The sequence below is a fragment of the Pedobacter heparinus DSM 2366 genome (assembly GCF_000023825.1).
Lineage (GTDB): Bacteria > Bacteroidota > Bacteroidia > Sphingobacteriales > Sphingobacteriaceae > Pedobacter > Pedobacter heparinus.
In genome coordinates this window covers 2,537,697-2,551,246 of record NC_013061.1, presented here as the reverse complement: position 1 = coordinate 2,551,246, position 13,550 = coordinate 2,537,697, and the positions used below count along the sequence as shown (strand labels likewise).

Genomic DNA, 13,550 nt, shown 5'->3' with positions numbered 1-13,550 from the left:
AACTCAGCTACTAGCATAAAAACAAATAATATGAATAAAATTACAGGATTAATAGCAGCAACTTTTGCTGCTTATCGTGAAGATGGAACTATAAATCTAGACATTATACCTTCCCTGGTCGACAAAATGATAAATGATGGCTTATCAGGCGTATTTATATGCGGCACCAATGGGGAAGGCCCCAACCTCACCATTGAAGAGCGGATGGCCATTGCCGAGGCTTATGTTAAAGCCGCCAATAAGCGTATCCTCGTGCTGGTACATGTAGGTCACAGCTCTATAGCCGAATGTCGCAAATTGGCTGCCCATGCCGAAAAAATAGGTGCCGATGCCATTTCTTCTGTTGCGGCTTTCTATTTTAAGCCAACTTCCGTAAGTAACCTGGTCAACAGCATGGCCCAAATTGCGTCTGCAGCACCCAATACACCTTTTTATTATTACAGTATCCCTACGCTTACAGGAGTGGGTATGGACATGATCTCTTTCCTTGAACTGGCCGAAAACGCAATCCCTAACCTTGCAGGAATTAAATATACAGCCTCAACTTTACATGAATACCAGGCCTGTCTGAACTATAGGAACGGTAAATTCGATATCCTGTTTGGCTACGATGAAATGCTGCTCCCTGCACTGGCTGTTGGTGCAAAAGGAGCCATAGGCAGTACCTATACCTTTGCAGCACCCCTGTATATAAAAGTAATGAAAATGTACGAAGATGGCCTGAACGAAGAAGCCGCAGCAGTCCATATGAATGCAGTAAACATGGTACGCGAACTGGTAAAATTCCCGCCAATCCCTGCACAGCGGGCATTGATGAAAATGGAAGGCTTTGATTTAGGTAAATGCCGCCTGCCCCTTGAACCACTGTCAGATAAAGATGCTGACAGTTTCAGATCGGCACTTGAAGGTATCGGCTTTTTTAAAGTGGTAAAAGAGGCCCTGCAATGCCATGAATAAACCGGTCTATCTATTTCTATTGCTGATCCTGATGTCTACAATGCTAAGCAGGGGTGTAGCGCAAACTGCCAAATCTGATTCCGGCTGGTCTGAACTTCCCCCCATTCCCGATCCCATTGGCTTTGCCGGCTCTTTTGCCGGGGTTTCAAATGGTACGTTACTGGTGGCTGGTGGTGCAAACTTCCCCGATGGTGGTGCACCATGGACAGGCTCTAAAAAAGCCTGGCACGATCATATATTTGCCCTTCAAAAACCTGATGGCAAATGGAAACTGGTCGGAAAGCTACCTCATTCATTGGGCTATGGCCTTTCCATCACCTGGAAAGATAGCTTTATCATCATTGGCGGTAGTAATGAAAAAGGTCATTATGCCGACGTATCCATGTTAAAATTCAATAAGGGCAAACTCAGCATAACAACCCTGCCCGTATTGCCTAAACCCATCGCCAATACCTCGGGGGTACTCCTCGGCAATACCATTTACATCGCCGGCGGCATCGAAAGCCCCGATGCCCAAAATGCCGGAGATAACTTCTGGGCAATGGATCTTTCCGCCAAAAACATGGAATGGAAAAAACTTGAACCCTGGCCAGGCCCGGCCCGCATGTTTGCAGTTTCCGGTGCCCTGGACGGTAAATTTTACCTGTTCAGCGGTGCCGAACTGGTACACGGGGTAAGAAATTACCTTAAAGATGCTTATCAGTACAGCCCTAAAACCGGCTGGAAAAAGATTGCCGACCTTCCTTCGGCCGTAACTGCGGCCCCGGGTACGGCTTATGCCACCGAAAACAGCCTCCGCATATTTGGTGGCGATGATGGTAAGGCCGCCGCCGATGTCGCTCTACCAAGAGAAAAACACCCCGGCTTTTCAAAACAGGTGCTGAGCTATAGTCCGCTTACCAATACCTGGTCAGTAGCAGATCAGATTCCGGCACCAGCGCCGGTAACCACTACCTTAGCCATTTGGAACGGAAATGTGGTCATTCCCGGAGGTGAAGTAAAACCTGCAGTACGTACACCTAAAGTATTGATGTATAAAACCATTAAACACTAACCAAATAAAACCTGATCATGAAGAATTCCGGACAAACCGTTTCCTTTTACGCATGGCTCATTGTCGCCCTGCTATGGATAGTGGCCTTTTTAAATTACCTCGACCGCATCCTGATCACTTCTATGCGCGATCCGATTGTTGCCGATTTCAATTTATCTGATGCGCAATTTGGCTTACTTACATCGGTATTCCTCTGGTCTTACGGTATACTGAGCCCTTTTGGGGGTTTTTTCGCCGACAGGTACAGCAGAAAAAAAGTTATCGTGTTCAGTGTAATGGTCTGGTCGGCCGTAACCATCTGGACAGGCTATGCCACTTCATTTCATGAAATGCTGGCAGCCCGTTTCTTAATGGGGGTAAGTGAAGCCTGTTATATACCGGCAGCCCTTGCCCTGATCACTGATTACCATAAAGGTCGCACACGTTCACTGGCAACCGGATTACACATGAGCGGCTTATATGCAGGCCTTGCCCTGGGCGGTCTTGGCGGTTACATCGCAGAACTATGGGGCTGGCGTTCTGGCTTCCATATTTTTGGAGCAGTAGGGATTGTGTATTCTTTGATACTTTTATACATTTTAAAAGACCAGAAAGCTTCCGCAGAAACAGCAGAAACAGCAGAAACAAGTACCCAAACCACTGGCATTAGTCTTACCGGTGCCTTGAAAGTCTTGTTCAGCGAAGCCTCTTTCCTCATCCTCCTCATCTATTTTGCCGTTCTTGGTATCGTAAACTGGCTGGTTTACGGCTGGCTGCCAACCTTTCTCAAAGATCATTTCAACCTTAACCTCGGCGAAGCCGGCATTTCTGCAACGGGTTATATCCAGATCGGTTCTTTTATAGGTGTAATTGTGGGGGGCATACTGGCCGACAGGTGGACAAGGAAAAACAACCGCGGCCGACTCTACATCCTCATTATTGGGTTTACCTTGGGTGCACCATTCTTATTTCTAATGGCCTCAACCAGCATTTTTAGCATCGCAATCCTGGCCATGCTCATCTTCGGCCTGGCCAGGGGATTTAATGATGCCAATATGATGCCCATATTACGGCAGATAGCCGATGGACGGTATATTGCAACGGGCTATGGCTTTCTTAACTTTTTAAGCACAATTGTAGGCGGACTGATGGTTTACGCTGGCGGCGCATTAAAAGATGCCCAGGTAGACCTTTCCATTGTTTACCAGATCTCAGCTGTCGTTATGCTATTAGCCACTTGGCTATTATTTGCAATAAAGCTCAAAAACAGCAATTCCTGACCCGTTCCGGTTAGTGGATTTAATTATTTGTTTACGCACCCGTAATATTTGGCAAATTCCATATATTGTACAACATTAAAATTTTAACCAGATAACAACCTGATCACACACATGAAACCATCAAAATTTTTGCTGTTACTGTGTACAGCTTTACTTTTTTCTTTAAACACTTTTTCAAAAGTTACCCTGCCGGCCATCATATCCAGCGGAATGGTACTTCAGCAACAAAGCAATGTAGCACTTTGGGGCAAGGCAAAAGCTGGCTCAAAGGTCACCATTACCACTTCATGGAACCAGAAAGCATACCTCGCCACAACCGCAAAAGATGGTTCCTGGAAACTTTCTGTTCCAACACCAAAAGCAGGCGGCCCGTATACCATTACATTTAATGACGGAGAAAAACTGGTCCTGAATGATATCCTGATCGGTGAAGTATGGCTTTGTTCGGGACAATCCAATATGGAAATGCCTGTAAAAGGCTTTGGCAATCAACCCATCACCAATTCTAACGAATTGTTAAGTGATGCCGATGAACCGGGAGTAAGGTTGTTCAGAATTGAAAAAAATATGTCCAGAACCCCGCTAACGGAGTTAAATGCCAAATGGGAGCACAGCAATTCCGAAACCACCGGACAATTCAGCGCAGTGGGTTACCAGTTTGCACGCATGTTACAGCAAAAGTTAAAGGTTCCGGTAGGCATTATCCAGTCTGCTTATGGGGGTACCATCATCGAAGCCTGGATGGACAAAAAGAGCTTTGCCGGTTTTACAGATGTTAAAATCCCGGCTGATACAGTTAAAATGATCAAGAATGAACCTTTTGTATTGTTCAATGCCATGATCAATCCAATTGTTGGCTTCAATATCAAAGGTGCCCTTTGGTACCAGGGTGAAAACAACTGGTTTACGCCCGATACCTATGACAAAAAAATGGAAGCCATGGTAAAGGAGTGGCGTTCGATATGGGGATGTGGCGATTTTTCATTTTATTACGTGCAACTGGCGCCAAACGCTTATCCGAATGGCAAGGATAAACTGCCGGTAATCTATGAAAAGCAGGCAAAAGCGATGCAGCTGATCCCCAATTCAGGAATGGCAGTGAGTGTAGATGCAGGCAGCCAGACCACCATTCATCCGCCCGATAAAACAATTATTAGCAAACGACTGCTTTACTGGGCATTGAATAAAACTTATGGAAAAAAAGGGGTGGCGTATTCAGGCCCGGTATATCAATCTTTAAAGATCAGCGACAATAAAGCCATTGTAAGTTTCAGCGAAATCCCTATTGGCCTTACAGCCTATAACAAGCCGCTCATTTCCTTTGAAATTGCAGGTGCAGATCAAGTATTTCATCCGGCCGCAGCAACCATTTCCGGGAAAACCGTAGTGGTACAAAGTGATGAAGTAAAAAGCCCCGTAGCAGTAAGATATGCTTTTAAAGACAGAGCTGAGGGTAATTTATACAATGCAGAAGGTTTACCTGCTGCACCGTTCAGAACCGACAGCTGGTAGCAGATCCATAAAAAAATAATACCTTGCAGCACCAAAAACAGACGACAAACGTTAATGTAAGCAAAGTATTCCATTTATGATTAAAAACTTCAGACTGCCTCTTTTTATAGCTGTAATCTTTATGAGTTCCTGTTCTTCCATGTATATGCCCAATGTGCCCAATACACCAATGCTTAGTCAGAAAGGTGAATTTAGTGGCGGCTTACATATATCACCCCGACTAAACACCAGCATCAATGGGGCGTATGCAGTATCAAATCATATCGGTGTACTGTTCAGCGGCTCTTATATGAATAGAGAAAGGGAAAGTAAAGATTACAGACACAAACTGGTAGAGATCGGAGGGGGCTGGTTTGATACTTTTGGTCCGGATGACAACAGGATCATAGAAGTATATGTAGGTTACGGCGGCGGGCGTACAGACCGTACCTTCAGAACTTTTGATGATAACGGTGCACTCAGCCATACCGATATAGAAGAAGTTACTTATAACAAGACCTTTCTTCAGGTCAACTACAGCTCCAAAAAGAACAACAACCTGCGTCTTTTTGGAAAGAACTACCCCCTTAATTATGGAACCGCATTGCGAATCAGCAGCCTGGACATGAAGACATTTATGCGCAACTCCATGGGTCAGCCCAGGGAAAGCAATACGTTCATAGAACCTATCTTTTTTACCAGGATGCGCTTAAGTGATATCGTACAGTTACAATACACCACAAGCGGTACTTTTGGCCTCAACAGCAGGAAGTACATGAACGCTGGTAATTCTATATTTACATTGGGGGCGGTGATCAATCTGAATGGGAAGTCAAAATAAGGGTCAAAATAAGCCATTCTGTTCAGCGTCTGGCATCTCTTAGGCTCCTGAAGGGGAGCAAAGAGCGCCTAGGTCGCTTCACAGAAGGCATATTTTGTTTGAATAGCGAGTGTATCACTTAAGAAATAATAGAGATATTCCTATCCGCCATGCTTGAAACAAAATATGCCTTCTGTGAAGCGACCTAGGAATAATTGGCGCCCTTCAGCGCCACTTGTTCCAGACGCTGAACAGAATGGCTTATTTTGACCCTTATTTCGACCCTTTTCCTTTTAAAACAACCTCTTGCAGCAACGGCCTCTCCTTTATATCCTTCGTTGTTCCTTTAAAAGTGATAAAAACATCATGCAACTTTCCATCGGCAACCGCATCAACAGCAATATTTTTTCCAGAGAGCAGGCCCTTACCTACCGATACCCCATTCTGGTTATCCAGTTTCATCTCTACTTCATAATCTACTTCCTGCGCCATGGTTTTAACCTGTGGTAAAAAAGAAGTAATCCCCTTAAGATCAATTTGTTTCAACTTAATCCAGCCCGTATTTTTTGGCAAAAGCAATTCTATCTCACCAGAAATGTCACGGCGCGAAAACTGTGAAATATCAGTAATATCCTTTACATCAATGACATTACTGCGCAGGTTAACTACACTGGTACTGCTCAACGACCTTACGCCGGCCATGCCCATATCTGCATAAGTAGCCTTTAGGCTCAGCACCGGTTTATTGGTATTTACCGTAGCCGGAGGTATAATTTTACCCTGCATAGGCAGGGAAGGGGCCCCACTGGCTTTTGCGGCCAGCGACATGATCCATTCTACAATCTGTCTTACTTCTGTTTCCTTCATGGTAGCGTGTGCAGGCATAGGCACTTCACCCCATACACCACTGCTTCCCTTCATCACTTTACCGCTAAGGTAAGTTACCGCTTTATTGTTCTGCTGGTATTTAGCCGAGACCCTGGTAAACGCAGGGCCTATGGAGGTTGCCGCAATTTTATGGCAGGTACTGCAATCTGCTTTCAGCATTAAAGATTTACCCACCAGGGTTTGTGCGGCTTCCTGGTGCCCAAGCTGGGCACCGGCCAGGTCCAGCCCTTCTGTATACGTACTGGAGATGTATACCCTGTTTTTATGAACTGCTGCCCCCTTATCCGAAACCAATACCTTATAGTCAACAGGTATGCCGGGAAAATAAAAACTTTTGTTTCCGGAAAGCTGAATGTCAATCTTTGGTTGTTCATTCCCGGCAAAAACAGGGACAACATTACTGGAAACAACAGCACCTGAGGCATCAACCACCTTCACACTAACCGGATATTCTCCGGCCTTTGTAAAAGTATATTCCAGCTCCGGCTTATTGGTTGTTTTTTTAACCCCTTTGCCCAGGCTCCATACATAAGTAAGGGCATCGCCATCCGGATCGTTGGCTTTTACGCTCGCCAGCAGCTTATAAGGCAACAAACCGCTCGTTTGCAGCACTTCAAATTTTTCCATCACCGGAGGACGGTTCCCCTTAAGGTAATCAATCCTCGAAATACCTGCATCCGGGTTTTTGGTAAACCAGCCCTTACCATACTCCAGAACATATAATTTACCATCCGGGCCTAATTCCATGTCAATAGGGGCAGAAAGGGAAATATTGCTCAGAAAAGGTTCCATACCCAGGTAATCACCTTCGGGCGACATACTTACGGCTTTTACCCAACCCCTTACCCAATCATAAATGATCAGCTTGCCATTGTAATAAGCCGGATAAGGGTTCAGTCCGGTCTTGGTATGGTAAACCGGGCCCGCCATAGCTGTCCGCCCACCTGCGCCTACCTGTGGAAATTCGGATGAAGCCCCGTAGGCATACCAGATATAAGCTGGTTCTGCTTTTGGCAGTTGGGTTAAACCGGTATTGTTAGGCGAGTTGTTCACCGGCGCCAAAGCATCAAAAGCCGCCCCGCTTTGTCCATTCGTATAATCAAAGGCCCTATAAGGATAATTGTTCGCAATAAATAAAGGCCAGCCAAAATTCCCGGCCTTCCGGGCCTGGTTAATTTCATCATAACCCCTTGGGCCCCTCAGTTCATTATCTGCAGAGGCATCCGGCCCAACCTCGCCCCAGTATAAAAAGCCTGTTTTCTGGTCTACCGATATCCTGTAAGGATTCCTGTCACCCATTACATAAATCTCAGGCTTGGTTTTAGGTTCATTTTTTGGAAACAGATTACGATCAGGAATACTATAAGTACCATCAGCTTTTACCCTAATCCTCAATATTTTACCCCTAAGGTCATTGGTATTCCCTGCCGATCTGCGCGCATCATATTGATGTAATCCGGGACGGTTGTCCAAAGGCGCATAGCCCTTATTTACATAGGTTTGTTTAGGCACATCGAAAGGAGTGGAGTTGTCGCCTGTAGATACATACAACAGGCCATCCGGCCCAAAAGCAATAGAGCCACCAGTATGGCAGCAGATCTCTCTCTGCGAATAAAACTCCAGGACCTTCTTTTCTGAAGCCGGGTTGATCCGGTCGTTAACCAGTTTAAAACGCGACAAACGGTTTACTGAAGTTTTAAAGGGACTGTAAAAAACATATATGTACTGGTTTGCGGCAAAGTTCGGATCAGGGGCAATGCCCAGCAAACCTTCTTCAGCATTTACATTCGATACCGTGGTTTTAAAGTAAACATCCAGCTTAAGTACTTCTTTTAAAGTCCTGCTCTGCTGCTTATAAAGCATAATTTCGCCCCTGCGCTGTGCTACAAGGATATCCAGATTGGGCAGTACCGCCATTTCCGTAGGCTCGGTAAACTTTCCTTTTACCAGGTCAACCTTCACAAATCTGCGCTGGTCCGGTGTATCTATATTCAATGGATGCTGTACAATCCCGGGGTGTTCAAAACGTTTTTCAGCTGTAGGAGCAGGTCCAAACAGGAACAGCAGCAGGAAGGTAATCCCTGAAAGTGTCAATGTAAATAATGTCTTCATCAATTGATGTTTGCGTATATATTGGTCTCTACTAAGATATCAATAATCACTTAGCCACAAGTAACAAATTAAAGCTTTATCTTTGGCCCGATATTTATCCCTTTCATGCAGCCATCTTCCCATTCAATTTATACCCTTCAGTTCGGTCTCGTTTGTTTAAGCTCTTTCCTTTTTTCTGCCAGCTTTAATATGCTCATCCCCGAACTTCCTGCTTATTTAACCGCAATGGGGGGCGCAGCGTATAAAGGGCTCATTATTGCACTGTTTACACTCACTGCCGGAATATCCAGACCTTTCAGTGGTAAACTCACGGATACCATTGGCCGTGTACCGGTAATGGCAGTGGGCTCACTGGTTTGTTTTTTATGCGGTTTTCTTTATCCGCTCCTCACTACCATTGCCGGATTTCTGTTCCTCAGGTTAATACATGGTTTCTCTACAGGCTTTAAGCCTACCGCTACGGCCGCCTATGTGGCCGATCTGGTTCCTCCAGGAAAATGGGGCGAGGCGATGGGGGTACATGGTGTATGTTTTAGCACCGGCCTGGCCATTGGCCCCGCAATTGGCAGTACCATCACCGATCATTACAGCATCAATGTGCTGTTTTACTGTTCTTCTTTATTTGCCCTGCTTTCCATTGTTATCCTGGCCAACATGAAAGAAACCCTGCCAGGCAAACAAAAATTCCGCGCAGCACATTTAAAGATCAATAAAAAAGACATCATTGAATGGCGGGTGATCCCGGCCGTGGTGATCATCTTTTTAAGTTACATCAGCTATGGCTCCATACTCACGGTCATATCCGATTGGAGTGCACACCTGGGCACCAGTAACAAAGGTCTGTTCTTTATGGTTTTTACGCTCACTTCTTTATTGATCCGCTTTGTGGCCGGTAAGGCATCCGACAGGTATGGCCGTACACTCATTTTAAGAATATCCCTCGGCCTGCTGGCTGTATCCCTGATGCTGATCGCCATAGCCAGTTCTTCTTTTACCCTGATGATGGCATCTGCTTTATATGGGGTGGCTACAGGTATGCTCTCGCCAACAGCAACGGCCTGGACGGTAGACCTGAGCGAACCCACACAAAGGGGTAAGGCCATGGCCACCATGTACATTGCCCTCGAAGCTGGTATTGGTTTGGGTGCACTCCTTGCCGGCTGGTTGTTTATAGACAATATCCGCATGATCCCTGTAACTTTTTACTGCTGTACAGGCATTACACTGATTGCCCTGGTTTACCTTCAGTTTTTTTACCGGACAAAGCAGTACATTTCTCCTAAAAATGGCAGTTAGTGTAAAAAGTACAATATTATTTTCCACATTTCAAAGCACAAAAAACAGCTTTAAAAACACTTTAAACCAGCTTTTATTCGGTTTAACTAAAAACGTATAACAAAATCATTTTTCAAAAATTTGTCTCGCAAGAGAGGATTTTGTTACATTTATTTAATAAACCATACACACCAATATGAACCTAAACGTTTTAAAGTTTGGAACAACTGCATTTTTGTGGCTGTTTGGAACCACTTTAACCTTCGGACAGGAACTCACCGATCTGCCCGAAATCAGCCTCAATGAGCTGTCTGCGTTTAATGCCCCAGCCAAAAGCTGGACAACGGCCAGTAAAGTTACAGCCAACCTGAAGGCCGACAATTCCTTAAAAATCACACCAGGAACCGGTATCCTCGTCAACAACCCCGAAAAGAAAGCTCAGGGAGCTGATCTGTTTACCAAAGCCCAGCATGGCAACATCGTACTGGAACTGGATTACCTCATGGCCAGGGGTTCCAACTCCGGCATCTATTTACAGGGAAATTACGAAATCCAGCTTAGGGATTCCTGGGCGGTAACCAACCCAACATCTGCCGATAATGGCGGCATTTACGAACGCTGGGATGAAAGCAAACCTGAAGGTCAGAAAGGTTATGGGGGATATGCCCCCCGTCAGAATGTAGCCAGGGCCCCCGGCTTATGGCAGCACCTTAAAATTGCCTTTCAGGCAGCTCAGTTCAATCCATCGGGTATAAAGACAGCAAATGCCAGAATACTCGGTATCACTTTAAACGGAGTGCTTATTCAGGACAATGTGGAACTGTTTGGTCCTACAAGAGGTGCCATGGGGCAGGAAAAAGCAACAGGCCCCCTTCGTTTTCAGGGTGATCATGGTCCGGTCGCTTTTAAGAACATTAAAATATCAAAGCTGCCCGGCAATCAGTCCAATGCCGTTCAAAAAGGTAAGCCCGCGCCCGACCCCATCTTTATAGATGCAGCTGTCAATACCATGATCCGCAGTTTTGTAGATGTCCTTCCCGGACTCAGGGTGGTACATGCCATATCTGTTGGCAGCCCTAAACAGGTACATTACAGTTACGATCTCGACAATGGCCTGCTGGTATACGGCTGGCGTGGCAATTTTGTAGACGCCACTCCAATGTGGGATGGCAGGGGCAACGGCACCTCCAAGCCCCGTGGCGCAGTAACCTTGTTCAGCACTAAGCTGATCCCTGCGGTGGCTCAGCTGAACAGTACGAAAGATACCTGGCCGGCAGACAGTACCGGAACAGGTTTCCGTACCAAAGGTTATGTGATGGACGCGGAAGACCGGCCCGAATTCAAATACAACATTTACGGCGCACAGGTTACAGATGCCATTAAAGTAAGCCAGGATGGCCAGGGCCTCATCAGAACCTTAAGCATAGATAAACCATTAGCAAACCTCTATGTTTTACTGGCCAGTGCAGCCGATATCCAGGAACTTTCAAATGGGCTTTATCTGGTAGACGGGCAGTCTTTTTACCTTGATCTTAACGAAACAACGGCCAAACCCATCATCAGGGATGCGGATGGCAAAAAAGAAATGATCATCTTACTGGGTAGCAAATTAAAATATTCCATCTCATTCTAATGCGGCTTAACAAATTATGAAACGTACTTATAAAATGCTGGCCATGCTGGCTTTGAGCTTCAGTTTTACAACAGCAGGAGCCCAGGAAACACCAAAAGAAGAAGATTTTTTTAAAATAATGAAAGTAAGGGTACCGGAAGGTACCATATTGGAAGTAGGGGGACTGGTTACCCTGCCCAATGGCGACCTGGGCATATCCACCCGCAGGGGCGATGTATTCATAGTAGAAAACCCAACCGGCAGCCAGCCTTATTTCCGCAAATTCGCAACCGGTTTGCATGAAATCCTCGGGCTTGCCTATAAAGACGGGGCTTTTTATGTAGCCCAAAGGGGAGAACTGACCAAACTCATAGATAAAAATATGGACGGCAAAGCCGATGTATATGAAACCATTTATGCCTGGCCCTTAAGCGGACACTACCATGAATATAGCTTCGGCCCCAAAATAGCACCCGATGGCTCTTTCTTCGTTACGGGCAATGTTGCCTTTGGCAGTCAGGAATGGTGGCGTGCAGAAAGCAGGGTACCCATGCGCGGATGGGCCATGAACATCACCGAAGACGGGAAAATGAGGCCCTGGGCTGCAGGTATGCGTTCTCCGGCAGGCTTAAATGTGATTGACGGACAATTGTATTATACAGAGAACCAGGGCGACTGGGTAGGCTCCGGTGGTATCTGGAAAGTAAATGAAGGAGATTTTATGGGCCATCCAGCCAGTCTGATCTGGACCAAAAGGAACGATTCTCCTTTAAAGCTCTCTTCCGAATTTTTCTACTCCAAAATGGATGAAAGAAGGATAAAAGACGACAATGGTAAATACCTTAAACCTGAGAACAGGGTAAACGAGAACTTTAAAACACTCTTCGACATGAAGAAAGTTTTTCCTGATCTGCGTTTACCCGCAGTATGGTTGCCTTACGGCATCCTGGGCATATCCACATCCGAACCGGTAAAAATCCCTAAAGGAAATTTTGGTCCCTTTGAAGGACAATTGTTAATTGGCGACCAGGGCATGAGCATTATCTCAAGGGTCTTTATGGAAAAAGTTAACGGAGAAGAGCAGGGAGCAGCATTTCTGTTCAGGGCAGGCTTCCGTTCCGGTGTGCTAAGAATGGCCTGGGACCAGGATGGCTCTTTGTTTGTTGGCGAGACCAACCGTGGCTGGGGCTCCGCTGGCGATGCCAACGAAGGCCTCGAACGTCTGGTATACAACAACAAAATACCTTTTGAAATGAAGGCCGTAAGGGCCATGCCCGATGGTTTTGAAATAGAGTTCACCAGCCCGGTCGATCTGAAATCAGCACAGGACATTGCCTCATACAACGTAGAAAGCTTTATCTACAAATACCAGCCGGTATATGGTTCACCACCTGTAAATAAAGAAACATTAAAAATAAAAGGCGTTAAAGTCTCGGCCGACGGTTTAAAGGCCCGGATTGTGGTCAACAACCTCCGCCAGTACTATATCCATACCATTTATGTAAACGGTATCCGCGAAAAGCAAAACTTCTATTCTGTGGTGCATCCTGTAGCATACTATACCTTAAACAACATTCCTTCCGGAGAAAAACTGGCAATCAGTGAGCTCAGTACCAAAAATTCGGCAAATGATCCTGTAGCCAGTGTCGCACCTGCTGCAAAGACAAAAAAAGGAACTGCAGACAGCAAAGCAAAACCCGAAACAGCCGCCAAAAAAACAGTTGAAACAAAAGCTGTGGCCAGTGCCAAGACACCTACCTATAATGAGGTAAAAGGCCTGCTCGCCAGCTATACCTGTCTGGCCTGCCACAACCCTGTAAAAAAGCAGGTCGGACCAGCCTTTGCTGATGTGGCAAAACGAAACTATTCCAATGAAAAGATCCTGCAGCTCATCCATAACCCTAAGCCAGAGAACTGGCCGGGCTATGCCACAGAAATGCCGCCAATGCCCCAGGTTTCCAAAGCAGACGGGCTAAAAATTGCAGCTTATATCAATTCATTAAAATAATTAAAGAATTTGGCATTGTTGTTTACCATATTGGCTTAATCTCCTTATGCAAAACCAAAATCCAATAAATATTT

9 protein-coding genes are annotated in these 13,550 nt (G+C 45.7%); 8 read left to right on the top strand and 1 reads right to left on the bottom strand.

What is annotated here, in order from left to right; all coding sequences use genetic code 11:
- Positions 1-30 precede the first annotated feature (30 nt).
- The 5 genes from PHEP_RS10975 to PHEP_RS10955 all read left to right on the top strand — a co-directional run bounded on the left by PHEP_RS10975 (position 31) and on the right by PHEP_RS10955 (position 5,602).
- Entirely contained in the window at positions 31-957 is a 927-nt protein-coding gene (locus PHEP_RS10975) for a dihydrodipicolinate synthase family protein (protein WP_015808030.1), read from the top strand.
- Complete coding sequence (locus PHEP_RS10970) at positions 950-2,011, top strand: Kelch repeat-containing protein (protein ID WP_015808029.1); 1,062 nt, start codon at positions 950-952, stop codon at positions 2,009-2,011. Before PHEP_RS10975 ends, PHEP_RS10970 begins: the two co-directional genes overlap by 8 nt.
- Before the next feature lie 17 nt (positions 2,012-2,028).
- Positions 2,029-3,270, top strand: a complete 1,242-nt coding sequence (locus PHEP_RS10965; RefSeq protein WP_015808028.1) for an MFS transporter — start codon at positions 2,029-2,031, stop codon at positions 3,268-3,270.
- Positions 3,271-3,381: 111 nt separating this feature from the next.
- Positions 3,382-4,782: a sialate O-acetylesterase gene (locus PHEP_RS10960; RefSeq protein ID WP_015808027.1), complete on the top strand. Its 1,401-nt coding sequence runs from the start codon at positions 3,382-3,384 to the stop codon at positions 4,780-4,782.
- A 76-nt stretch (positions 4,783-4,858) separates the two neighbouring features.
- Complete coding sequence (locus PHEP_RS10955; protein ID WP_015808026.1) at positions 4,859-5,602, top strand: hypothetical protein; 744 nt, start codon at positions 4,859-4,861, stop codon at positions 5,600-5,602.
- Between the two features lie 252 nt (positions 5,603-5,854).
- Here the strand turns inward: PHEP_RS10955 and PHEP_RS10950 are convergent, their stop codons facing one another.
- Entirely contained in the window at positions 5,855-8,581 is a 2,727-nt protein-coding gene (locus PHEP_RS10950; protein ID WP_015808025.1) for a PQQ-dependent sugar dehydrogenase, read from the bottom strand.
- 105 nt (positions 8,582-8,686) lie between these two features.
- Between PHEP_RS10950 and PHEP_RS10945 the strand changes: the two genes are divergently transcribed.
- The 3 genes from PHEP_RS10945 (at position 8,687) to PHEP_RS10935 (ending at position 13,476) form a co-directional block, all read left to right on the top strand.
- Positions 8,687-9,877: an MFS transporter gene (locus tag PHEP_RS10945; protein ID WP_015808024.1), complete on the top strand. Its 1,191-nt coding sequence runs from the start codon at positions 8,687-8,689 to the stop codon at positions 9,875-9,877.
- Between the two features lie 175 nt (positions 9,878-10,052).
- On the top strand, positions 10,053-11,489 hold the full coding sequence (locus PHEP_RS10940) for a 3-keto-disaccharide hydrolase (RefSeq protein ID WP_015808023.1): 1,437 nt from the start codon (positions 10,053-10,055) through the stop codon (positions 11,487-11,489).
- A gap of 16 nt (positions 11,490-11,505) precedes the next feature.
- Positions 11,506-13,476, top strand: a complete 1,971-nt coding sequence (locus PHEP_RS10935; protein WP_015808022.1) for a membrane protein — start codon at positions 11,506-11,508, stop codon at positions 13,474-13,476.
- Positions 13,477-13,550: the final 74 nt, after the last annotated feature.

Excerpts from the sequence above, each read along its gene's own strand:
- PHEP_RS10975 (WP_015808030.1), top strand. The coding sequence starts at position 31 with ATGAATAAAATTACAGGATTAATAGCAGCAACTTTTGCTGCTTATCGT.
- PHEP_RS10970 (WP_015808029.1), top strand. The coding sequence starts at position 950 with ATGAATAAACCGGTCTATCTATTTCTATTGCTGATCCTGATGTCTACA.
- PHEP_RS10965 (WP_015808028.1), top strand. The coding sequence starts at position 2,029 with ATGAAGAATTCCGGACAAACCGTTTCCTTTTACGCATGGCTCATTGTC.
- PHEP_RS10960 (WP_015808027.1), top strand. The coding sequence starts at position 3,382 with ATGAAACCATCAAAATTTTTGCTGTTACTGTGTACAGCTTTACTTTTT.
- PHEP_RS10955 (WP_015808026.1), top strand. The coding sequence starts at position 4,859 with ATGATTAAAAACTTCAGACTGCCTCTTTTTATAGCTGTAATCTTTATG.
- PHEP_RS10950 (WP_015808025.1), bottom strand. The coding sequence starts at position 8,581 with ATGAAGACATTATTTACATTGACACTTTCAGGGATTACCTTCCTGCTG.
- PHEP_RS10945 (WP_015808024.1), top strand. The coding sequence starts at position 8,687 with ATGCAGCCATCTTCCCATTCAATTTATACCCTTCAGTTCGGTCTCGTT.
- PHEP_RS10940 (WP_015808023.1), top strand. The coding sequence starts at position 10,053 with ATGAACCTAAACGTTTTAAAGTTTGGAACAACTGCATTTTTGTGGCTG.
- PHEP_RS10935 (WP_015808022.1), top strand. The coding sequence starts at position 11,506 with ATGAAACGTACTTATAAAATGCTGGCCATGCTGGCTTTGAGCTTCAGT.